Source organism: Streptomyces sp. NPDC027185 (assembly GCF_055567035.1).
Genome location: NZ_JBVHRF010000001.1, coordinates 458,992 through 480,391 on the forward strand (window position 1 = coordinate 458,992; position 21,400 = coordinate 480,391).

Consider the following 21,400-nt stretch of genomic DNA (forward strand, 5'->3'; position numbering starts at 1 on the left):
CAACGGTCAGCCGCGGGCGGCCGGGGCCTGCGCCGACGCCCCGGCGGGCTCCTCCGTGGCGCCACCACGTGCCACCACACGGGAGGCGTCGCCACCCTTCCCCGTACGGTCCAGCAGTCCGGCGGCGACGGCGACCACGAGGCCCGCGGCGGCCAGCGCCGCGCCGACCAGGGCGGGTGCCGTCCAGCCCCAGTGCGCCGACAGGGCCAGGCCGCCCGCCCAGGCGCCGCCCGCGTTGGCGAGGTTGAACGCCGACTGGTTGGACGCGGCGGCCAGCGTCGGCGCGCCCTGCGCCTTCTCCATCACCAGCATCTGCAGCGGCGTCGTCGTCATGAAGCCGACGGCGCCGATCAGCACGACGGCGGCCAGTACCAGCGGCTTGTACGGCGCGGCCAGCGGGAAGAGCGCGAGGATCGCGGCGAGGGCGGCCAGCGACCCGTAGAGGGTGGGGCGCAGCGCCCGGTCGGTGAGCGGTCCGGCGGCGAGGGCGCCGAGCGTCATGCCGATGCCGAAGAGGGCGAGGACCAGCGTCACGGAGGTCTCGGAGAAGCCGGTGACCTTCGTCAGCACCGAGGCGAGATAGCTGTAGAACGCGAAGACGCCGGCGAAGCCGAGGACGGTGGTGAGCAGGCCGAGCAGCACCTGCCGCCCGGCGAGGGCGCGCAGCTCACGGCCGAGCCCGGTGCGTTCCGCGGCGGGCAGCGGCGGCACCAGGCGGGCCAGCGCGGCCATCGCGACGAGGCCGATGCCCGCGACGACGAGGAAGGTGGCGCGCCAGCCCAGATGCTGGCCGAGGAGGGTCGCGGCGGGCACACCGACGATGTTGGCGACGGTCAGGCCGAGGAACATCGTGGCGACGGCGCGCGCCTGCCGCCCCTCGCGCACCAGCCGGGCGGCGACGACCGCGCCGATACCGAAGAACGCGCCGTGCGGCAGTCCCGCCAGCACCCGCCCGGCGACCAGCAGCGGGAAGTCACCCGCGAGGGCGGAGGCGAGGTTACCGGCGGTGAAGAGCGCCATCAGCGCCACCAGCATCGGCTTACGCGGCACCCGGGAGCCGAGTGCGGTCAGCAGCGGGGCGCCGATGACGACACCGAGGGCGTAGGCGGAGACGAGATAGCCGGCGGTGGGCACGGAGGTGCCCAGGTCGCCCGCGACGTTGGGCAGCAGGCCCATCATCACGAATTCGGTGGTGCCTATTCCGAAGGCCGAGATCGCGAGCGCGAGCAGAGCCAAGGGCATGGAAGACCTTCCGGAGCGGTGCGGGGGGGTGCGGGATACGGGGTACGTGCGGGGAGGTACGGGGCGCCCGCGCGGACGGACGCCGCGGAACCGCCCCGTTAAGTTCGGTTGGGGAACAAAGTCTGGCAGGTCCGCGATTCCCGCGGATGACACGCGTGTGACGGCGGGGTGTGCCGTTGCGCACGGTCGGGTGCCTGCGGGGGCGGGACGCGGCGGCGGGAGGGTGCGGGGGCCGGGAGCGCCGGGCCCGGACGTGCGGGCCCCCTGGACACGCGCCGTACACCCCGCCGGACGCCGCAACGTGTCGGGCCGCCAGTCCCCGAGCACGTACGGCTGGAACGCGCCTGGAACACGTACAGCCAGGAACGCGCACGGTCTGGAACACGCCTGGAATGCATACAGCCTGGAACGCGCACGGCCCTGGAACGCGCACCGCCCCCGGACACACCGGAGCGGGCGGAACGCCGCCGTTCCGCCCGCCCGGTGCCCGGTGGTCCGGTGTGTCAGGAGCCGCCCGCGAGGTTGACCGACGCGGCGACCGGGAGGTGGTCGCTGCCGGTGGCGGGCAGCGACCACGCCGCCACCGGGGTCAGGCCGCGGGTCATGATCTGGTCGATCCGGGCCATCGGGAACGACACCGGCCAGGTGAAGCCGAAGCCGTCGCCCGCCGCGCCCTGCGCCGAGCGCAGCTGGGAGGTGAGAGGGGCCAGCGACCGGTCGTTCATCGTGCCGTTGAGGTCGCCGAGGAGCATCACCCGGGACAGCGGCTCGTGGGCGACGGCCCGGCCCAGCGCCGCCGCGCTGTCGTCGCGCTGGCTGGCGGTGAAGCCCGCCTTGACCTTGACCCGCACCGAGGGCAGATGCGCGACGTACACCGCAATCTTCTCGCCGTCCGGGGCGGTCACCGTGGCGCGCAGCGCCCGCGTCCACCCCATCTTGATCGGCACCGCCGCCGCGTCGGACAGCGGCCGCTTGCTCCAGAGCCCGACGGTGCCCTTGACCGTGTGGTACGGGTACGCCGACGCGAGGCCCTTGGTGTAGACGGGCAGCGCCTTGGCCGTCACCTCCTCCAGGGCGATGACGTCCGCGTCGGCGGCCACCAGGTCACGGGCGGTGCCCGCGGGGTCGGGATTGCCCGCGTCGACGTTGTGGGTGACGAAGGTCAGATCGCCGCCGGTGCCGGTCTTGCTGGTGATCTGGCCGCCGAAGAGGCTGGTCCAGGCGACGGCCGGCAGCACCAGGGCGACCAGCGCGGTCGCCGAGCGGCGCAGCACGGCCAGCAGGAGCAGCAGCGGGATGCCGAGCCCCAGCCACGGCAGGAACGTCTCCAGCAGGCTGCCGAGGTTGCCGACGGTGTTGGGCACCCTGGCGTGCAGCAGCATCAGCAGACCGAGCACCACGGCCAGCACCGCGAGCACGATGCCGCGCCGCCACATCCGCTCCGGCCGCCACCACCTGCGCAGACGCTCGGCCCGGGAACCGGCCTGTTCGGGATCAGGCCCCTGCTCCGGCTCCGTCATGTACGCCTGCGCCATTCCGCTTCCCTCACTGCTTCTGTCCGCCGCGGCCTCGACTCCGCCCACCGACCCTAGGTGATCGTGGGACGGCGCTTTTCCACCCGTAGTGACGAGGCGGCCACGGGGGAAGTTCCGGCCGAGGGCCCTCCACCGCATCCTGTGACAGAACGGGCACATGCCCTCCCCTGGCCCGGCGCGCGGCATCCCGTCGCGCGCCCCCCGAGCGGACCGGGCGCCACCGTCAGGGGCGCGGCCGCACCCCTTCCAGCACCGTGTCGACGATGCTCTCGGCGAGCCCCTCGGGCAGCGCCTGCCCCTCGTCGATCAGGGCCCGCGCCAGCATCGGGCCGACGAACAGATCGGCGAGCACGTCGACGTCCCGGTCCGCGCGGATCTCGCCCCGCGCCATCCCCCGCCGCAGGACGGCGTGGAGCGCCTCACGGCGAGCCCGTATCACCGTCTCGTGGTACTCGCGCCAGACGGCGGGCTGCGCCTGGACCTGGGTGAGGACGGTGCGCAGCAGCGCGGAGTGGCGCTTGGCCAGACCGCGGCGGCGCAGGTGCTCCAGCAGGGCGACGAGGTCGTCGCGGACCGAGTCGCCGCGCGCCGGGGGCAGAGCGTCGTCCAGGGAGCGGACGACGTCCAGCAGCAGGGCGTCCTTGCCCGGCCAGCGGCGGTAGACGGTGGCCTTGCCGACCCCGGCGGCGCGGGCGATGCCCTCCATCGACAGATCGCCGATGGCGGCACCCTCCTCGATGAGGCGGAGCACCGCCTCGACGATGGCGGTGTCCGCCGCGGCGGACCGGGGCCGGCCGCGGCGCCCGTCCCCCGCCGCCTCCGGGGCCGGTCCGGGGCGGCCGGACGCCCGCGGGCCGCTCACCGCGGGGCCCGCGCGGTCTCGTCCGGGCGGGGCAGGGCGGCGGGCGCGGTCCGCGCCGGGCGGCCGGGCAGGAACACCGCGACCACCACGGCGCCGGTCAGCGCGATGGCGGACGAGACGAGCGCGGTGAGGTGCATGGCGTGGACGAAGGCGTCCTGCGCGGCGGTGACCAGGGGCCGTCCGGCGGTGCCCAGCCGGGCGGCGACGCCGAGGGTGGCCTCGATGGACTCCCCGGCGGCGTGCCGCGCCGCCCCGGACAGCCCGGGGACGGCGTCGAGGGTGCCCTTGATGCCGTCGCGGTAGGCGGTGGAGAGCACCGAGCCGAGGACCGCGACGCCGAGGGTGCCGCCGACCTGCCGGAACGTGTTGTTGAGCGCCGAGCCGGAACCGGCCTTCTCCCGGGGCAGCGCCTGCATGATCGAGACGGTGACCGGCGGCATGATGTGCGCCATACCGGTGCCCTGGAGGAAGAAGAGCACCTCCAGCACCCACAGCGGGGTGGTGACGCCGAGCAGCGTCATCCCGGCCATGGTGACGGCGACGGTGAGCATCCCGGCGGTGCAGACCGCGCGGGCGCCGAAGCGGCCGACGACGAGCCGGGCGCGCGGCGCGAAGATCAGCTGCGCGGCGGCCAGCGGCAGGATCAGCAGACCCGACTCCAGCGGAGTGCGGCCGCGCACGCTCTGCACGTAGAAGACGATGAAGAAGGTGACGCCCATCAGCGCGAAGAAGACCAGCGCGATGGCGGTGACGGCGGCGGAGAACGCCGGGTTGCGGAAGTAGCCGATGTCGATCGATGGGTGGTCGCTGCGCCTTTGGTGGACGACGAAGAGCGCGAGGACGGCGAGTCCGCCGAGGACGGCGGCGACCACCTCGGGGGCGGTGAAGTCGGCGAGCCGGCCGCCCCGGATGATCCCGTAGACCAGCAGGACCAGACCGACGACGGAGAGCACGACGCCCACCGGGTCGAGGCGGCCGGGCGCCGGGTCGCGGGAGTCGGGCACCAGCCAGATCATCGCGCCCAGGGCGACCAGCACGACCGGCAGGTTGATGAGGAAGACCGAGCCCCACCAGAAGTGGTCGAGCAGCAGCCCGCCGGCGATCGGTCCGACGGCGATGGCCACCCCCACGCCGCCCGCCCAGACGCCGATCGCCCTGGGCTGTTCCTCACGGTCGAAGACGTTCATCAAGATCGCGAGGGTCGCGGGCATCACGAAGGCGCTGCCCAGACCCATCAGGGCGCGGAAGGCGATCAGCTGGGCGGGCGAGGCGGCGAACGCGGCGAGCACCGACCCGGCGCCGAACACCGCCAGCCCGAAGAGCAGGACCTTCTTACGGCCCAGGCGGTCGCCGAGCAGTCCGGCGGTGAACAGCAGCCCGGCGAAGACCAGCGTGTAGGCGTTGATCGCCCACTCCAGCTCGCTCTGGGTGGCGCCCAGCCCCGCGGGCGCGGGGGTCGCGATGGTCTTCATCGCGACGTTGAGGATCGAATTGTCGAGCACCACGATCAGCAGGCTGAGCATGAGCACGGAGAGGATCACCCAGCGGCGGCGGTGCACGGTCGCGTCGGGACGACCGGGCCCCGGGACGCCGGAGCGGATCGGGGAGTTGGCCATGCCCGCCAGCGTACGCCTTTCGATACGGGCCCGTTCCGTATCGCCGCCCCTCCCGGGCGCGTCCCGGGGAGGAACGCTCCGGGGAAGGAGGCTCCGGGGAAGGGCGCTGGGACAGGGGGCTCGGGCGGGGTGGAACGGGCCGGGACGGCCGAGGCCGGACGGGGACGCGCGGACCGGGGCGGGAGCGCGGGGCACGGCCGGAACGGGGACGCGCGAGGCCGGAACGCACGGCCCGGACGAGGCAGGCGCGGGCGCCCCGGCGGGAACGGGCAGGGCAGCCCCGGCTCCCGCCGCCGAGGCCCCGCCCTCGCCACCGGGCGTCCGTCCCAGGCGCCGGGCGGTCCGTCCCGCCCCGCCGGGCGGCCCGCCTCTTTCCCGTGCCGGGGGCGCGTGCCAGCATGGAGGGGAGTCCGGAGACGCCGTCAGGGCGCTTCGAGATGAGAACAGGAGCCGTCACCATGACGCAGCTTTCGCCTGCCCGGAAACCGGCCGCGGAGCCCGCGGCGACGCCCGCCGGGCCCGGGAAGTCCCTCTACGGCGGTACCCGCTCCCGCCGGGTCACCGTCCGCGACATCGCCGCCGCCAAGGAGCGCGGGGAGAAATGGCCGATGCTGACCGCCTACGACGCGATGACCGCGTCGGTCTTCGACGAGGCGGGCATCCCCGTCCTGCTCGTCGGCGACTCGATGGGCAACTGCCACCTCGGCTACGAGTCGACCGTGCCGGTCACCATGGACGAGATCACCCTGCTGTCCGCCGCCGTCGTCCGCGGCACCGAGCGCGCCCTGATCGTCGCCGACCTGCCGTTCGGCGCGTACCAGGAAGGCCCCGTGCAGGCGCTGCGCAGCGCCACCCGGCTGGTCAAGGAGGCCGGCGCGGGCGCCGTGAAGCTGGAGGGCGGGGAGCGCTCCGCGCACCAGGTGGAGCTGCTGGTGTCATCCGGCATCCCCGTCATGGCGCACATCGGGCTGACCCCGCAGTCGGTCCACGCGTACGGCGGCTACCCCGTCCAGGGCCGTGGTGAGGAGGCGGCGCAGCAGCTGCTGCGCGATGCCAAGGCGGTGCAGGACGCGGGCGCGTTCGCGGTCGTCCTGGAGGCGGTCCCGGCGGAGCTGGCCGCCGAGGTCACACGGTCGCTGCACATCCCGACGGTCGGCATCGGCGCCGGGGCGGAGTGCGACGCCCAGGTGCTGGTATGGACGGACATGGCCGGGATGACCGCCGGCCGGGTGCCGAAGTTCGTCAAGCAGTACCTCGCGCTGCGGGAACTGCTGGGCGGCGCGGCGAAGGAGTTCGCCGAGGAGGTCGTCGCCGGGACGTTCCCGGCGGAGCGGCACACGTTCCACTAGGGCGCGCGTCCCGGAAACGCCCGCGTTCCAGGCCGGTACGCGGGCGTTCCCGGGACGGCACCCGTGTTCCAGGGCCGGGCACGTCCGCGTTCCCGGGCCGGGACACGTCCGCGTTCCCGGGACGGCACCCCGCCGTTCCAAGTCCGTCCCCGGCCGTGGAAGAGGCCGGTACGCCCACGTTCCAGGGGCGGCGTCCGTACGTTCCCGCCCCTGGAACGACCGTGTCCCGTTCGTATCGGCGGGTTGTCGGTGCGGTGTCGGTGGGGCCCGGCACCGTAGGGGGCATGACACGACAGACGAAGACCCCTCGGGGCGGCAACGCCGTGGAGGTGCGCGGTCTGGTCAAGCACTTCGGCGATGTGAAAGCCGTCGACGGGGTGGACCTGGACGCGCGCGAAGGCACCGTGCTCGGCGTCCTCGGACCGAACGGCGCCGGCAAGACCACGCTCGTCCGCTGCCTGTCCACACTGCTCGTCCCGGACGCCGGGCACGCCGTGGTCGCCGGGTACGACGTGGTGCGCCAGCCGCGCGCGCTGCGCCGCACCATCGGGCTGACCGGCCAGTACGCCTCGGTCGACGAGAAGCTCTCCGGCTTCGAGAACCTCTACATGATCGGCCGGCTGCTCGACCTGTCCCGCAAGGACGCCCGCCGCCGCGCCGACGAGATGCTGGAGCGGTTCTCGCTCACCGACGCCGCCAAGCGCCCGGCCGCCAAGTACTCCGGCGGGATGCGCCGCCGCCTCGACCTCGCCGCCTCCATGATCGGCCGGCCCGCCGTCCTCTACCTGGACGAGCCGACCACCGGCCTCGACCCGCGCACCCGCAACGAGGTGTGGGACGAGGTCCAGCGCATGGTCCGCGACGGCGCCACCGTGCTGCTGACCACGCAGTACATGGAGGAGGCCGAACAGCTGGCGAACGAGCTGACCGTCATCGACCGTGGCCGGGTCATCGCCGAGGGCCTCGTCGACGAACTGAAGGCCAAGGTCGGCGGCCGTACCCTCCAGGTCCGGCCCGCCGACCCCACCGCCCTGGACACGGTGGCCGCGGCGCTGGCCGACGCCGGACTCGACGGCATCGGCGGCGCGACACCCGACCCCGCCGAGGGCGTCGTCAACGTCCCCATCATCAGCGACGAGCAGCTGACCGCGGTGATCGGCCTGCTGGGCAGCCGCGGTGTCGCCCTCGCCGGCATCAGCACCCACCTGCCCAGCCTGGACGAGGTGTTCCTCGCCCTCACCGGCCAGAAGTCCTCGGAGGCGCCCGCCGACGACGACGGGGCGAACGACCAGCAGTACGCGGAGGTATCGGCATGAGTGCCGCCACACTGACACCGCCGGCGGCGGCGAAGCCGGGCTCCGACGAGGGCCGGATCGGGCTGCGCGCCAACCTGCGCCACATCGCCGCACTGGCCCGGCGCAACGCCCTCCAGATCAAGCACGATCCGGAGTCGATGTTCGACGTCCTGCTGATGCCGATCATCTTCATCCTGCTGTTCGTCTACGTCTTCGGCGGCGCCATCGCCGGTAAGGGCAATCAGCAGGAATATGTGCAGTACCTGGTGCCCGGCATGATGGCGATGATGGGCATGAACATCGCCATGGCGGTGGGCACCGGCGTCAACGAGGACTTCCGCAAGGGCGTCATGGACCGCTTCCGGACCATGCCGATAGCCCGCTCCTCGGTCCTGATCGCCAAGATCGTCGTCGAGATCGGCCGGATGCTGATCGCCACCACGATCCTGCTGGTCATGGGCTTCCTGCTGGGGCTGGAGATCAAGGGCGGCTTCCTGCCGTTCCTCGCCTCGGTGGCCCTGTCGACGGTCTTCGGCGCGGCCCTGATGTGGATCTTCATCCTGCTGGGGCTGTCGGTGAAGACGCCGCAGGCGGTGCAGGGGCTGGCGATGATCGTCCTGATGCCGCTCCAGTTCGGCTCGTCGATCTTCGCGCCGACCGCGTCGATGCCCGGCTGGCTGGAGGGCTTCACCAAGGTCAACCCGCTCTCCAACCTCGCCGACGCCGCCCGCGCCCTGATCAACGGGGAGGGCCCCGTCGCCCACCCCGTGCTGATCACCCTCGGCTGGGCGCTGGTGATCACCGCGGTGACGATGCCGCTGGCGGTCAAGAAGTTCCGTACGAAGACCTGACCCGCGGTGCGGCACCCGGCGGCACCGCACCGTGCCGGTGGCGGGAGCGTCCGCCGCCGGCCGGGCACCGACCTGACGCGCCCGGGGCCACCGCCCCGGGAGACCTTCGCCCGGCTCGCGTCAGATGAGGGCGGTGGCCTCGTCCAACGAAAGGCCGCCGCCCTCGGCGTGTCCGCGCGCGAACGCCGCGTCGCCGGCCGCCGCGCGGATCTCCGCCTCCGCCACCGCCCGGCCGTGCCGGATCAGCCGCGGCGGGACGTGTGCCGGCGACCACAGCGCGTCGTAGGCGCCCACCAGCCGCGCCGCGTCCCGCCCGGCACGCGCGCCGCGCACCGCGAGCAGCGCCCGCGCACCGGTCACCAGCTGCGTCACCGGCAGATCCGGGGCGACCATCCGGGTCAGCGGGTCCTGCATCCGCGCGAGGGCGTCCCGCAGCCGCGGCAGCAGCCCCTCGGGGCGCCCCCGCTCGATGTCCACGGCGACCAGCGCCGCGTCCACCATCCCGATGAACAGCTCCGGGCCCCAGCTCAGAGCCTCGCCCCGTACCCGCACCAACTGCTCGTACGCGGTGTCGGGCCGCCCGGTGACCATCAGGTGCATCGCCAGCGTCAGCCGCGCGAACGGGACCGCGTCCCGCCCGGCGGCGACGTTCTCGGCCTCCGCCAGCACCTCGCGCAGCAGCCGCTCGCCCTCCTCGTCCTGCCCGTCCTCGATGAGCGCGCCACCGAGCCGGGTCCGCAGGATCAGCGTCTGGCCGTGGGCGCCCAGCTCCTCGGCGTACCGCATCGCCGCGCGGTAGTCGTCGGCGGCGAGCGCGTAGCGGCCGTGCGCCGAGCGGGCCTCGCCCCGTCCGGCGAGCGCCTCGGCGACGCCCCAGTCGTCGCCGAGCGCCATGAACAGCCGCAGCGACTCGTCGGCGTCCCGGCTCGCCTGCTCCAGGGCGCCGGGTCGGTCGTTGAGGATCTTCGCGCGCAGTTGGAGGACGAAGGCCAGCTCCCACTCGTAGCCCAGTTTCCGGCAGGTGGCCACGCCCTCGTCGGCGAGGTCCGCCAGATCGGGCTGCCGGCCGGAGAGCAGCACCGGGTAGTACCAGAGCGCGCCCGGCACCCGGCAGGTCTGCGGCATGCCCGCGCGGTACGCGACGAGGATCCCGGCCAGCTCTTCCTTCCGCCCCGGGGCGTGCAGCAGCTCCGTGTAGTTCTCCGCGCTGGACAGCTCCACCAGCCGCACCTCCCGGCGGGCCTCCAGGAGTTGTTCGGCGCTCATCGGGGGCGGCGCGTCGATCGGCCGCTCGTGGAGGTCGGGGGCGGGGGTGACCGGCGGCAGGAACGGGTTCGGGCCCATCGCGGCCGCCGCCCGCGACCAGGTACGGGCGTCGGCCCGGTGGTCGCGGAGCGTCCAGAACCACTGGAGGGAGAGCACCAGGCAGAGCGCCTCGTGCTCGTCGCCCGCGGCGACGGCGCGGCGCAGCGCGGTCCGCAGGTTGTCGTGCTCCTGCTCCAGCCGTCCCAGCCAGGTCCGCTGGCCGGGGCCGCGCAGCAACGGGTCGGCGGTGCGGGCCAGTTCGCGGTGGGCGGTGAGGTGGCGGCGTTCGGCGGCGGCGCGTTCGCCCGCCTCGTCCAGCCGCTCGCCCGCGTACTCGGCGACGGTCTCCAGGAGACGGTGGCGCATCCGGCCGTCCGCCGCCGGAGCGGCGACCACCAGCGATTTGTCGATCAGCGAGCCGAGGAGGGCGGCGACCTCCCGCCGGTCGACGCCGTCGCCCGCGCAGACCTCCTCGGCCAGCTCCGGATCCCAGCCCCCGGCGAAGACGGACAGCCGCCGCAGCACGGCGCGTTCGGGCGCGTCGAGGAGGTCCCAGGACCAGTCGACGACGGCGCGCAGCGTCTGCTGGCGGGGCAGTGCGGTACGGCTGCCGCTGGTCAGCAGCCGGAACCGGTCGTCGAGACGGTCGGCGAGCTGCCGGGGCGAGAGCATCCGCAGCCGGGCGGCGGCCAGTTCGACGGCGAGCGGCAGACCGTCCAGGCGGCGGCAGATCTCCGCGCAGGCGGCCGGGTCGTCGTCGAGGCGGAAGCCCGGCCGGGCGGCGGCGCCCCGGTCGGCGAGGAGCCGCAGCGCCACCGGGTCGGGCAGCGGCTCCACCGGGCGCAGCACCTCCCCGGGGACGGCCAGCGGCTCCCGGCTCGTCGCCAGGACCGTCACTCCGGGGCAGTCGCCGACCAGCCGCTCGGCGAGGGCCGCGGCGGCGCCGATGACGTGTTCGCAGTTGTCGAGGATGAGCAGCATCCGGTGGTCGGCGCAGTGCTCGGCGAGGCGGCCCAGCGGATCGAGCGCCGTCGGGTCGCCCGCGGCGCGCAGCCCCTCCGCGGTGGAACCGCGCAGGACCGTCTCGCGGGCGCCGAGGGCGGTGAGCACCGCCTCCGGCACCGTCGCCGGATCGTCGACCGGCGCCAGCTCCGCCAGCCAGACCCCCTGCGGCCAGGCGTCCGGCAGCGCTGCCGCGGCGGCCTCCGCGCCCTCCTGCGACAGCCGGGTCTTGCCCGCCCCGCCCGGCCCCAGCAACGTCACCAGCCGGTGCGTGGCGAGATCCGCCCGCAGTCCGGCCAGCTCCTGCCCCCGCCCGACGAACGAGGTCCGGCGCGCCCGCAGATTGCCGGGACGCGGGGCGGGGGCCGGGGCGCCGGGGCGGGTGGCCGGTGCGGGCCCGCCGTCCGGGTGGCGCCCGGCCCCCGCGAGCGCGGGCGGCGTGTCCCCGGGCTCCGGGACGCTCCCGTCCGCGTCCGGTACGGGGCCGGGCTCCGGCCGGAGCGGTGCGGGGCCGGTCCGTACGGCGGGGGCGCCGGGCGCCGGTCCGGCACCGCTCCGTGCCGCGGCGTCCGGCGCGGGCTCCGGCCGGTCCCCCTCCTCCACCACCGCGGGTTCGAGCAGCTCGGCGTGGAGCGCCCGGAGTTCGGGGCCGGGGTCGGCGCCGAGCCGGTCCGCGATGTCCACCCGGATCTCCTCGTACGCGGCGAGCGCCTGCGCGGTGCGCCCGGCGGCGCGCAGCGCCCGCAGCCGCAGTGCCTGGAGCGGTTCGTCCAGCGGATGGTCCCGGCACAGCGCGTCCAGCCCCGGCAGGATCTCCTCGGCCCGCCCGAGGGCGAGGTCCGCGGCGTGGCGGACCCGGCGGGCGTCCAGCCGCCGCCGCTCGGCCCGGACCGCGTCCGTACGGGCCGCCGGGAGGTCGGCGAGGGCGGGGCCCCGCCACAGCGCCAGCGCCTCGTCCAGCAGGGCGGCGGCGCGGTGCGGGTCGCCGGCGGTGAGCGCGGCGGTGCCGTCGGAGGCCAGCCGCTCGAAGCGCGGCAGGTCCACCGCGTCGGGCGCCGCGCACAGCCGGTAGCCGCCGTCGGCGGAGACGACCGCGGCGTGCCCCAGGGCCCGCCGCAACCGTCCGACCAGCGCCTGGAGCGCGCCGTTGGCGTCCGCCGGCGGGTCCATCCCCCAGATGTCGGCGATCAGCGCGTCGGTGGGCAGCGCCCGGCCCGGCCGCAGGGCGAGCGCGGCCAGCAGCGCGCGCAGCCGCGCGCCCCCGAGGGGAACGGCCGTCCCGTCCGCCCTCAGCGCCTGTGTCGTGCCCAGAATTCCGTACCGCACCCGAACATTGTCGGTCACCTTCCGCCCTCTTCCTCCCCATACGGTCCGCCGCCCCCGGAACGGGCCCGCCCCACCTTCTCCCGTCCGCCCGCCCCGCGACCACCGGATTCCGCGCCGGGGAACCGGCGGTACGCCTTCCGCACGGAGACGGCCCGCCGCCCGCGCGCCCGCCACCGGGGCGCACACGGGTGCGGCGCACGCCCCCTAGGGCACCCCTGCCCCGTACCGTGCGCGGACCGCCCCGCCGCCGATACGGTCGGGCTACCGTCACCCGTACCGTGCGGCCCGGCCACACCGCGTACGCACGTCCACCGCCGTCGCCTCTGGGAGCCCCGCACGATGACCACCGCCATACGGCAAGCCGAGCGCCGCGTCAGCCCGGTCTTCCTCGCCCTCGTGGCGGTGATGGCCGTCTCGGGATGGGCCGTCTGGAGCGAACAGCTCGCCGCGAGCACCGGTTTCGCGGTGTTCCTCTTCGTCGTCTCCGGCTGGGTCGTCTCGCTCTGCCTGCACGAGTACGCGCACGCCAGGACGGCGCTGCACAGCGGCGACAGCTCCGTGGCCGCCAAGGGCTATCTGACGCTGAACCCGCTCAAGTACACCCACGCCCTGCTGAGCATCGTGCTGCCGGTGATCTTCGTGATCATGGGCGGGATCGGTCTGCCCGGCGGCGCCGTCTTCATCGAACGGGGCCGCATCCGGGGCCGCTGGCGCCACAGTCTGATCTCCGCCGCCGGTCCGCTGACGAACATCCTCTTCGCCGCCGTCGTCAGCGCGCCCTTCTGGCTGCACGGGCTGACCGGCGTCCCCGATCCGTTCCGCTATGCCCTGGCGTTCCTGGCCCTGCTCCAGGTGACGGCGGCGATCTTGAACTTCCTGCCCGTTCCGGGTCTGGACGGCTACGGCATCATCGAGCCCTGGCTCTCCCCCGCCCTGCGCCGCCAGGTGGCCCCGTTCGCGCCGTTCGGTCTGCTGGCCGTCTTCGGTCTGCTGTGGGTCCCGGAGATCAACCACGTCTTCTTCCAGCTCGTGGACACCGTCCTCGACACTCTCGGCGTCTCCCGCTGGGACTCCTACTGGGGCCAGGAATTCTTCCGCTTCTGGCAGGGCGAGCCGCAGGTGCCGGTGGGGTGACCGGACGGGCGCGGGCCTGGTGGGCCGGGCCCGTCCCGCCCGCTCAGAGCCCCGTGCCCGCCTGCTCCGCCTCGGCGGCGCGGGCCAGCCGGTCGCGGCGGACGTAGAACCACGCCATGTTGCTGGAGATCCCGGCCATCAGGATCCAGACGACGCCGAGCCAACTGCCCCGGACGAACGAGACGACGGCTGCCGCCACGGCGAGCACGCAGACCACGACGGCGAAGACGGCCAGTCGCGGGGCCGGGCGGGACGAGGGAACGGAGGGCATGGGGGTCGGCTCCTGTCGGGAATGGTGTGGTCCCTCCCAGTGTCCCCCATGGGATCCCCGGGCCCGGCGGGGGTCGGGCCCCGGGAGGAGCCGGACCGGTCACGTCCCCCGACGGGGGGACGGCGCCGGGCCGCGCGCGTCTCTCGCACCCGCCGGGACCGGAGTTCGGCGGGCGGGGGCGGCCGGGCCCGGCGGCCGGACGCCCGCCGTCAGGCGCCCGCCGTCAGGCTCCCGTCCGTACCCCGGCCCCGGCCGGCCCTCGCGGCTCAGACGTCCGTCATCCGCACTCCCGCGTGGGCCTTGTAGCGGCGGTTGACGGAGATCAGGTTGGCGACGAGGGATTCGACCTGGTGGGCGTTGCGCAGGCGGCCGGCGAAGACGCCGCGCATGCCGGGGATGCGGCCGGCGAGGGCCTGGACGAGGTCGGTGTCGGCGCGGGATTCGCCGAGGACCATCACATCGGTGTCGATCTCGTGGGTCTCCGGGTCCTGGAGGAGGACCGCGGAGAGGTGGTGGAAGGCGGCGGTGACACGGGAGTCCGGCAGCAGGGCGGCGGCCTGCTCGGCGGCGCTGCCCTCCTCGGGCTTGAGGGCGTAGGCGCCCTTCTTGTCGAAGCCGAGGGGGTTGACGCAGTCGATGACGAGCTTGCCGGCCAGCTCCTCGCGGAGGGATTCGAGGGTCTTGGCGTGGCCGTCCCACGGCACCGCGACGATCACGATGTCGCTGCGGCGGGCGCATGCGGCGTTGTCGGCGCCCTCGATGCCGTGGCCGAGTTCGGCGGCGGCGCTCTGCGCGCGGTCGGCGGCGCGGGAGCCGATGATCACCTTCTGTCCGGCCTTGGCGAGCCGGTAGGCGAGGCCGCGGCCCTGGTCGCCGGTGCCGCCGAGGACGCCGACGATCTGCCCGGAGACGTCGGGCAGGTCCCAGGGGTCGCGCTTGAGGGCGGCCTTGGCGCGGGTCGCGACGTTCTCGGAGAGGGCGGGATCGGCGGCGGGGTTCTGGTCAGCAGTAGTCATGGCAGTGATGGTGCCATGGGCGGCGGGGGCGTGGATCAGCCTGTGGACAACCTTGTCGATCTTGGTCGGGGGCGCCGTACGCGTGCCCCGTCACGCCTTGAGCCCGCCGTCGGCCAGCCCGGTCCGCCAGTACCGCTGGAGGACCACCATCAAGATCATCAGCGGGACGACGGAGAGGAGTGCGCCGCCGACCGTGTACTGGTAGAGGACGGGGAGGCGGTCGGCGTAGCCGGTCCAGGTGGTGAGGCCGAGCTGGACGGGGTAGAGCCGCGAGTCGGAGAGCATGACCAGCGGCAGGAAGTAGTTGTTCCAGATGTGCACGAACTGGAACAGGAAGACGGTGACGAGGGCGGGCGTCATCAGCCGCAGCCCGAGCGTGGCGAAGATCCGCGTCTCGCCCGCGCCGTCGAGCCGGGCCGCCTCCAACAGCGCGTCCGGGACGGCGGCGGTGGCGTAGATGCGGCAGAGGTAGACGCCGAACGGGCTGACGGTGCCGGGGAGCAGGACGGCCCAGTAGGTGTCGGTGAGGCCGAGACCGCCGAAGAGGAAGTACAGCGGCAGGGCGAGGGCTGTGCCCGGGAGCAGGACACCGGCGAGGACCACCCGGAAGACCGTCTCGCGGCCGCGGAAGCGGTACTTGGCGAGGGCGAAGCCCGCGGCGGCGGCCAGCAGGGTGGCGGCGGTGGCGCCGGCCCCGGCGTAGAGCAGGGAGTTGGCGAACCAGCGGAGGTAGACGCCGTGGTCGTAGGTGAGGACGGCGCCGAGGCGGTCGAGGAGGTGGGGGTGGGAGAGCCGGAAGCCGAAGGTGCCGAAGAGGTCGGCGGTGCTCTTGGTGGCGGAGACGGCGAGCCAGTAGACGGGGGTGAGGAAGTAGAGGGCGGCGACGGTCAGGAGGGAGGCGGTCAGGATGCGGTGACGCAGCGGCGGGGCGGTCATCCGCGGTCCGTTCCGCGTCCGGCGAGCCGCAGGAAGCCGAAGGAGAGGACGCACGCGACGAGGGCGAGCAGCACCGCCTCGGCGGCGGCGGTGTGCGGATCGTCGCCGGTGAACGCCGCGCTGTAGGCGTGCAGGTTGGGGGTGTAGCCGGAGTCGATGGTGGCGGCGAGGGGGCGCAGCACCATCGGTTCGGCGAAGAGCTGGAGCGTGCCGATGATGCTGAAGAGCCCGGTGAGGACGAGCGCGGGCCGGATCAGCGGGAGCTTGACGTGCCGGGCGAGCTGCCAGGCGTTCGCCCCGTCGATACGGGCCGCTTCGTACAGCTCCGGCGGTACGGCTTTGAGCTGGGCGATCAGGACGAGCATGTTGTAGCCGGTGAACTGCCAGGTCACGATGTTGGCGAGGGACCACAGGACGGTGTCGCGGGCGAGGAGGTCGACCTGGAGCCCGAGGTGTCCGGCGATCTCGACGAGCGGGCTGATCCCGGGGACGTAGAGGAAGCCCCACAGGAGTGAGGCGATGACACCGGGGACGCCGTACGGGAGGAAGAAGGCGGTCCGGAAGAAGGGGACGCCGCGGGCGCTCGCGCTCTCCAGGAGGAGGGCGAGGGCGGTGGCCAGCGCGATCATCAGGGGGATCTGGACGGCGCCGAAGAGCAGGACGCGGCCGAAACCGGCGAGGAAAGTGGGGTCGCCGAGGGCCTGCGCGTAGTTGTCGAGCCCGGCGAACGTCTCGGTGGGGTGGCCGCCGAGCCCCAGCGGGCCGGTGCGGTGGGTGCGGTGGAGGCTCTCGTACACCGCGTAGGCGAGCGGGGCGAGGAAGCAGAGCGCGAAGAGGGCGAGGAAGGGCGCGAGGAGGACGGCGGCGGCGCGGGTGTGCCGGCTCCGGGCGCGGGCGGGGGGACGGATGCGCGGGGGGCGTGCGGGGCGGGCCTGTGCGCGGGGGGCGCGCGGGCGGTCGGGGGCGGTGCGGCTCATGTGCCGCTCACCGCGTCGAGGCCCTTGTTGCGGAGGTCGGTGACGGTGGCGCGCCGGACGTCGGCGAGAACGGTACGGAAGGGTGTGCCGTCGCCGAGGGCGCGGGTGAAGCCGTCGCCGAGGCGCTGGTAGAGGGTGTCGACGCCGGGGCCCCAGCGCCAGGCGGTGTCGACGTGGTCGCCGGCGGCGGCGAAGACCCTGCCGTATTCCTGGCCGCCGAAGAAGGCGCGGTCGGCGTCGAGATCCGCGGCGGCGTAACCGCAGGCGGCGCCGGGAATTCCGTATCCGCCGTCGATGAGCAGGGCGAGGGACTGCGGGTCGGTGTTGAGCCAGACGGCGAATTCCAGGGCGTCCTCGGGATAGGAGGCGGCGGCGAGCACGGCGGTGGTGGAGCCGCCCCAGTTCGCCTGCGCGTCGTCGCCCTTCCGCCATTGCGGGAGGGGGGCCACGCGCCATTTCCCGGCGGTCGCGGGGGCGTTTCCGGCGAGCAGCGCATCACCCCAGGCGGCACCGATCCAGGCGGCCATGGCGCCGGTCTGGATGTCCTTGTACCAGGCGTTCTGCCGGTCCGGAATCGTCTTGACGAGTTTCCTTTCGACGAGCGACTGCCAGAAATCGGCGACGCGGCGGGTGGGGGCGTCGTCGAGGTGGACGGTCCAGGTCTCGCCGCGGACGGTGTACCAGGCGGCGCCCGCCTGCCAGGCGAGACCGGCGAAACGGTTGCCGTTGGCGGGGGCGAAGGTGTCGATCCAGGCGCCTTTTTCGCGGAGGGCCGCGGCGGCGCCCTCGTACGCGTCCCAGGTTTCCGGGGGTTCGATTCCCCATTTCCCGAAGAGGTCGTGCCGGTAGAAAAGGGCCATGGGGCCGGACGCCTGGGGAACGGCGTAAATGCCGGGGCCGAAGACGCATTGTTGCCACTGCCAGCCGACGAAGCGTTTCCGGTGCCGGGCGGCGCCGAGGGACGCGAGATCGTAGAGGCCGTTGTCGAGCAGGAATCCGGGCAGAACCGGGTATTCGATCTGGGCGAGGTCCGGCGGATTTCCGGCTTTGATGGCGGCGTGCAGTTTGGCGTACTGCTGGCCGCCCACCGCGGAGACCTTTTCGAATGTGACGCGGACGTCGGGGTGGGTGCGGTTCCAGAGATCGACGGGTTTGTCGATGCCGGGGACCCAGGACCAGAAGGTGAGACGGATCTTCTCGCCCTTCTTCCGGCGGCGGGGCGCGGCGGGCCGGCCGGCGGCGCCGGAGCACCCGGCGAGGGCGGGAGCGGCGAGGGCGGCGGCGGCCGTCGCCAGGACCGTTCTGCGACGCGGCGGGCGATGGATCACAGCAGGTCCTCCACGGGGATGCGGCGGAAGGTGAGGGTGGTGTACGCGCTGACGTCGCCGGTTTCGTAGAGGAGTCCGACGGTGGCGGGGTCGGCGCGGACGAGGTCGCTGTAGGCGGCGGGGCGGCCGTCGGCGGTGTGGGCGGGGCGCCAGGTGCGGCCGTGGTCGCGGCTGGTACGGACGGTCATCCGCGCGCGGGCGGCCGGGTCGGCGGGCCCGGAGTACAGCAGGGCGCCGTGGTCGTCGAGGGCGAGGAGGCTGCCCTGGCAGGCGGGGCCGGTCAGATCCGGCTGCGGGCGGAACGGCGCGGTGAGGCGGGCCCCGCCGTCGGCAGCGCGGGCGGCGGCGCGGTGCCGGGCGGCGGGCGCCTGGTTGCGGGTGACGAGGTGGAGAGTGCCGTCGGGCAGTTCGGCGGCGGTGGTCTCGTTCGGGGCGACCCCGGGGTGGTGGCCGCCGCCGGTGAGGCCGATGCGCCAGGTGGCGCCGTCGTCGTCGCTGAGGAGGGTGTGGGCGGCGTCGCGGGCGGGCCCGGCCCCGGTGCCGCCGGGGCCGTCCGGGGGCGCCGAGTGGTTGGCGGGGACGACGAGCCGTCCGGCGCAGGGGCCGTGGCGGAGCCGCAGGGCGTGCCCGGGGCCGGTGGCGTACCAGCGCCAGGAGGGGTGTTTGACCTGGTCGGTGAGGTCGCGGGGGGCGGTCCAGGTGGCGCCGGAGTCGTCGCTGTGCCGGAGGTGGACGCGGCGGCCGTCAGCGGAGGTGACGCGACCGCGGCGGATGCGGTCCTCGGTGGCGTCGGCCGCGTTGTGGACCTGGAGGAGCAGGACGCGGCCGGAGGCGAGGGTGACGGGGGCGGGATTCCCGGCGGTACCGGTGCCGTTGCGGGCGACGATCTGGAGCGGGCCCCAGGTGCGGCCGCCGTCGGCGGAGCGTTTGAGGACGAGGTGGATGGTGCCGGAGTCGGCGGCGGAGTGGCGGCGCCCCTCGGCGAAGGCGAGGAGCGTCCCGGAGCAGGCGCGGACGACGGCGGGGATCCGGAAGGCGGTGTAGCCGTCGTCCCCGGCGCGGTACGGCACCGACGTCTCGTATGCCACGGGGCACCCCCATCGGCCGGACGTAGGACGTCCCTCGTCCTGCGGTGACCATAGGGAGCGCCCCATAGAGCGTCAAGAGACCGGACATATCCCGGTTTCGTGTCGCGGGGGTTGACGACGGGATGACTGACGGCACGTTAACTCCCGGTGAACCGGGGCGGGTTGAGGCGGGCCGAGGAGGAGTGAGTGCCGGGGCATGGCCGGTGGGCCGGGGCGCGGCCGGTGGGCCGGGGCGCGGCCGGTGGGCCGGGGCGCGGCCGGTGGGCCGGGGCGCGGCCGGTGGGCCGGGGCGCGGCCGGTGGGCGGGGGCGCGGCCGGGGCCGGAGGGTGCGGGGCCTGCCCGCTCCCCCGCCCCGGTGCCGTACGGCCGCCGCCCCGCCGGCGCACCGTCGCCGCCCGGCCCCGCGCCTCGCCCTCACTCCGCCAACCGCCGCCGGATGTCGCCGAAGTGGCGGTGCATGGCCTCGACGGCGCGGTCACCGTCGCCCTCCTCCAGCGCGGCGACGATCTCGGCGTGCTGGTGGTGGGTGACCCTCGGGTTCCGGGGGCCGTCGGCGAGGTCGTCGCGGACCCGGCGGAGCGCGTCCCAGAAGGCGTCGAGGACGTCGCTGAGCAGCTGGTTGCCGAGAGAGCGGTAGAGGGCGAGGTGGAAGGCGCGGTCGGTGGCGCCGTCGACCTGCCCGGCGGCGGCCTCCTCCCCCATCCGGGCGACGAGCCCCTTGAGGACGGCGAGGTCCTCGGGCGGCAGATCGCGGGCCACTGTGGCGATCAGTCCGGACTCCAGCGCCTCACGGACCTCCATCAGCTCGTAGAGGCTGGATTCGCCCTGGTGGTGGCGGACGGCGGCGCGGAAGGCGATGCCCTCGACGAACGGTTCGAGCGTGAGGGGGCCGACGTAGGTGCCGAAGCCGTGCCGGATCTCGACGATACGCATGGCCTGGAGCGCCTTCAACGCCTCACGGACGGAGTTGCGGCTCACGTCGAGGAGGGCGACCAGGTCGGCTTCGGTGGGCAGCGGGTCGCCGGGGGTGAGTCCGCGCTCCAGGATGAGCTGCTTGATCTGCGCCTGAACGTCCTCGGACAGCGTGCCTCGCGCCATGAATCTCCCTCTCCCGCGTCTGCCGTGCGGTGGTTCGCGACCCGCCCCCGGACGGGGGCCGGACCCTTGACCGACCGCGTCTCCACGGGGCTATTGTGGCCCCGACATAGGACATCCCATGTCCGATGTCCCAGGGGACGGTGCGCCCGAGCGCGTCCGCCCGCCCCGCACCACCGTGGAGAGCCCATGGCACTGCCCGCACCGCTGCACGGCGTCGTCCCCCCGGTCTGCACCCCCCTCGATCCGTCCGGCGAGGTCGACACCGCCTCCCTCACCCGCCTGGTGCACCACCTCCTCGACGGAGGCGTCCACGGCCTGTTCGCACTGGGCTCGACCGGCGAGGCCGCCCACCTCACCGACGACCAGCGCGCCGAGGTCCTCGACACCGTCGTCCGGGCGGCCGGGGGCCGCGTCCCGGTGCTGGCCGGCGTCATCGACACCACCACCCGCCGCGTCCTCACGCACGCCGCCACCGCCGCCCGCCTCGGCGCCGACGCCCTCGTGGCCACCGCGCCGTTCTACACCCGCACCCATCCGCGCGAGATCGCCGCGCACTTCCGCCGGATCCGCGCCACCGTCGACCTGCCGCTCTTCGCGTACGACATCCCGGTCGCCGTGCACACCAAGCTGCCGGCCGCGCTGGTGCGGGAGCTGGCGGCGGACGCCACGCTGGCCGGGCTCAAGGACAGCAGCGGCGACGAGGGCGGGCTGCGGCGGCTGCTGGTCACGCTGGGTGGCCGCACCGGGCGCCGCACCGGCCCGGCGCCCGGCTTCTCGGTGCTGACCGGCTCCGAACTGACCGTGGACGCCGCGCTGCTGGCGGGCGTGGACGGCGTGGTGCCCGGTCTCGGCAACGTCGATCCGGCCGGGTACGTCCGCCTGTACGACGCGGCGCGGGCCGGGGACTGGGCGGTGGCCGCCGCCGAGCAGGAGCGGCTGGCGGCGCTGTTCGCCATGGTGGACGTCGGCCCGGAGGAGGCGATGGGCCGCGGTTCGTCGGCGCTGGGTGCGTTCAAGGCGGCGCTGGCGCTGCGCGGCGTCCTCGCGCACGGCACGACCGCGGCGCCGCAGCTCCCGCTGGACACGGCGGCCGTCGCCGAGGTCGGCCGGCTGCTGACCGCCGCCGGGCTGCTCCCGGCGCGGTGAGGCCCGCGCCGTCCCCGTAGTC

Annotated in this window: 17 protein-coding genes; 5 read left to right on the forward strand and 12 right to left on the reverse strand. The window is 74.6% G+C overall.

All coding sequences use genetic code 11. The features are described 5' to 3' along the window. Positions 1–6: 6 nt before the first annotated feature. The 4 genes from ACZ4M8_RS01930 to ACZ4M8_RS01945 form a co-directional block, all read right to left on the reverse strand. Positions 7–1,242, reverse strand: coding sequence for an MFS transporter (locus tag ACZ4M8_RS01930; protein WP_467602535.1), 1,236 nt, complete (start codon positions 1,240–1,242; stop codon positions 7–9). A 503-nt stretch (positions 1,243–1,745) separates the two neighbouring features. Further along, positions 1,746–2,762, reverse strand: a complete 1,017-nt coding sequence (locus ACZ4M8_RS01935; protein WP_467603429.1) for an endonuclease/exonuclease/phosphatase family protein — start codon at positions 2,760–2,762, stop codon at positions 1,746–1,748. A gap of 238 nt (positions 2,763–3,000) precedes the next feature. Beyond that, positions 3,001–3,639: a TetR/AcrR family transcriptional regulator gene (locus ACZ4M8_RS01940; protein ID WP_467602537.1), complete on the reverse strand. Its 639-nt coding sequence runs from the start codon at positions 3,637–3,639 to the stop codon at positions 3,001–3,003. Beyond that, on the reverse strand, positions 3,636–5,255 hold the full coding sequence (locus tag ACZ4M8_RS01945) for an MFS transporter (RefSeq protein ID WP_467602538.1): 1,620 nt from the start codon (positions 5,253–5,255) through the stop codon (positions 3,636–3,638). The genes ACZ4M8_RS01940 and ACZ4M8_RS01945 overlap by 4 nt, the downstream gene beginning before the upstream one ends. Before the next feature lie 458 nt (positions 5,256–5,713). On the opposite strand from ACZ4M8_RS01945, the gene panB reads away from it, so the two are divergent. The 3 genes from panB to ACZ4M8_RS01960 all read left to right on the forward strand — a co-directional run bounded on the left by panB (position 5,714) and on the right by ACZ4M8_RS01960 (position 8,750). Beyond that, on the forward strand, positions 5,714–6,604 hold the full coding sequence (gene panB / locus ACZ4M8_RS01950; protein ID WP_467602540.1) for a 3-methyl-2-oxobutanoate hydroxymethyltransferase: 891 nt from the start codon (positions 5,714–5,716) through the stop codon (positions 6,602–6,604). A gap of 284 nt (positions 6,605–6,888) precedes the next feature. Then, positions 6,889–7,920: an ATP-binding cassette domain-containing protein gene (locus ACZ4M8_RS01955; protein ID WP_467602542.1), complete on the forward strand. Its 1,032-nt coding sequence runs from the start codon at positions 6,889–6,891 to the stop codon at positions 7,918–7,920. Beyond that, entirely contained in the window at positions 7,917–8,750 is an 834-nt protein-coding gene (locus tag ACZ4M8_RS01960) for an ABC transporter permease (RefSeq protein ID WP_467602544.1), read from the forward strand. Before ACZ4M8_RS01955 ends, ACZ4M8_RS01960 begins: the two co-directional genes overlap by 4 nt. A 120-nt stretch (positions 8,751–8,870) precedes the next feature. On the opposite strand, the gene ACZ4M8_RS01965 is transcribed toward ACZ4M8_RS01960, so the two are convergent. After that, positions 8,871–12,401 carry an AfsR/SARP family transcriptional regulator gene (locus ACZ4M8_RS01965; protein ID WP_467602546.1) on the reverse strand — a complete coding sequence of 1,177 codons (3,531 nt, stop codon included), beginning with the start codon at positions 12,399–12,401 and terminating at the stop codon, positions 8,871–8,873. A gap of 321 nt (positions 12,402–12,722) precedes the next feature. Here ACZ4M8_RS01965 and ACZ4M8_RS01970 point away from each other — a divergent pair, with 321 nt between their 5' ends. Next, positions 12,723–13,517 (forward strand): site-2 protease family protein, encoded by a 795-nt coding sequence (locus ACZ4M8_RS01970; protein WP_467602548.1) that lies wholly within the window; start codon positions 12,723–12,725, stop codon positions 13,515–13,517. 43 nt (positions 13,518–13,560) lie between these two features. Here the strand turns inward: ACZ4M8_RS01970 and ACZ4M8_RS01975 are convergent, their stop codons facing one another. The 7 genes from ACZ4M8_RS01975 to ACZ4M8_RS02005 form a co-directional block, all read right to left on the reverse strand. After that, complete coding sequence (locus ACZ4M8_RS01975; RefSeq protein WP_467602550.1) at positions 13,561–13,788, reverse strand: hypothetical protein; 228 nt, start codon at positions 13,786–13,788, stop codon at positions 13,561–13,563. Positions 13,789–14,054: 266 nt separating this feature from the next. Then, complete coding sequence (gene npdG, locus ACZ4M8_RS01980) at positions 14,055–14,804, reverse strand: NADPH-dependent F420 reductase (protein ID WP_467602552.1); 750 nt, start codon at positions 14,802–14,804, stop codon at positions 14,055–14,057. Positions 14,805–14,894: 90 nt separating this feature from the next. Further along, entirely contained in the window at positions 14,895–15,740 is an 846-nt protein-coding gene (locus ACZ4M8_RS01985) for a carbohydrate ABC transporter permease (RefSeq protein WP_467602554.1), read from the reverse strand. Next, complete coding sequence (locus tag ACZ4M8_RS01990; RefSeq protein WP_467602556.1) at positions 15,737–16,717, reverse strand: carbohydrate ABC transporter permease; 981 nt, start codon at positions 16,715–16,717, stop codon at positions 15,737–15,739. Before ACZ4M8_RS01990 ends, ACZ4M8_RS01985 begins: the two co-directional genes overlap by 4 nt. Further along, positions 16,714–18,045: an ABC transporter substrate-binding protein gene (locus tag ACZ4M8_RS01995; protein ID WP_467602558.1), complete on the reverse strand. Its 1,332-nt coding sequence runs from the start codon at positions 18,043–18,045 to the stop codon at positions 16,714–16,716. Before ACZ4M8_RS01995 ends, ACZ4M8_RS01990 begins: the two co-directional genes overlap by 4 nt. Then, entirely contained in the window at positions 18,042–19,133 is a 1,092-nt protein-coding gene (locus tag ACZ4M8_RS02000) for a sialidase family protein (protein ID WP_467602560.1), read from the reverse strand. Before ACZ4M8_RS02000 ends, ACZ4M8_RS01995 begins: the two co-directional genes overlap by 4 nt. 415 nt (positions 19,134–19,548) lie before the next feature. Further along, positions 19,549–20,232: a FadR/GntR family transcriptional regulator gene (locus tag ACZ4M8_RS02005; protein ID WP_467602562.1), complete on the reverse strand. Its 684-nt coding sequence runs from the start codon at positions 20,230–20,232 to the stop codon at positions 19,549–19,551. A gap of 186 nt (positions 20,233–20,418) precedes the next feature. Here ACZ4M8_RS02005 and ACZ4M8_RS02010 point away from each other — a divergent pair, with 186 nt between their 5' ends. Further along, positions 20,419–21,378: a dihydrodipicolinate synthase family protein gene (locus ACZ4M8_RS02010; protein ID WP_467602563.1), complete on the forward strand. Its 960-nt coding sequence runs from the start codon at positions 20,419–20,421 to the stop codon at positions 21,376–21,378. The last annotated feature ends 22 nt before the right edge of the window (positions 21,379–21,400 follow it).

Coding starts and splice junctions, on each gene's coding strand:
- npdG (WP_467602552.1), bottom strand. CDS start 14,804: ATGACTACTGCTGACCAGAACCCCGCCGCCGATCCCGCCCTCTCCGAG.
- ACZ4M8_RS01930 (WP_467602535.1), bottom strand. CDS start 1,242: ATGCCCTTGGCTCTGCTCGCGCTCGCGATCTCGGCCTTCGGAATAGGC.
- ACZ4M8_RS01970 (WP_467602548.1), top strand. CDS start 12,723: ATGACCACCGCCATACGGCAAGCCGAGCGCCGCGTCAGCCCGGTCTTC.
- ACZ4M8_RS01985 (WP_467602554.1), bottom strand. CDS start 15,740: ATGACCGCCCCGCCGCTGCGTCACCGCATCCTGACCGCCTCCCTCCTG.
- panB (WP_467602540.1), top strand. CDS start 5,714: ATGACGCAGCTTTCGCCTGCCCGGAAACCGGCCGCGGAGCCCGCGGCG.
- ACZ4M8_RS01945 (WP_467602538.1), bottom strand. CDS start 5,255: ATGGCCAACTCCCCGATCCGCTCCGGCGTCCCGGGGCCCGGTCGTCCC.
- ACZ4M8_RS02005 (WP_467602562.1), bottom strand. CDS start 20,232: ATGGCGCGAGGCACGCTGTCCGAGGACGTTCAGGCGCAGATCAAGCAG.
- ACZ4M8_RS01955 (WP_467602542.1), top strand. CDS start 6,889: ATGACACGACAGACGAAGACCCCTCGGGGCGGCAACGCCGTGGAGGTG.
- ACZ4M8_RS01960 (WP_467602544.1), top strand. CDS start 7,917: ATGAGTGCCGCCACACTGACACCGCCGGCGGCGGCGAAGCCGGGCTCC.
- ACZ4M8_RS02010 (WP_467602563.1), top strand. CDS start 20,419: ATGGCACTGCCCGCACCGCTGCACGGCGTCGTCCCCCCGGTCTGCACC.
- ACZ4M8_RS01990 (WP_467602556.1), bottom strand. CDS start 16,717: ATGAGCCGCACCGCCCCCGACCGCCCGCGCGCCCCCCGCGCACAGGCC.
- ACZ4M8_RS01935 (WP_467603429.1), bottom strand. CDS start 2,762: ATGACGGAGCCGGAGCAGGGGCCTGATCCCGAACAGGCCGGTTCCCGG.
- ACZ4M8_RS01975 (WP_467602550.1), bottom strand. CDS start 13,788: ATGCCCTCCGTTCCCTCGTCCCGCCCGGCCCCGCGACTGGCCGTCTTC.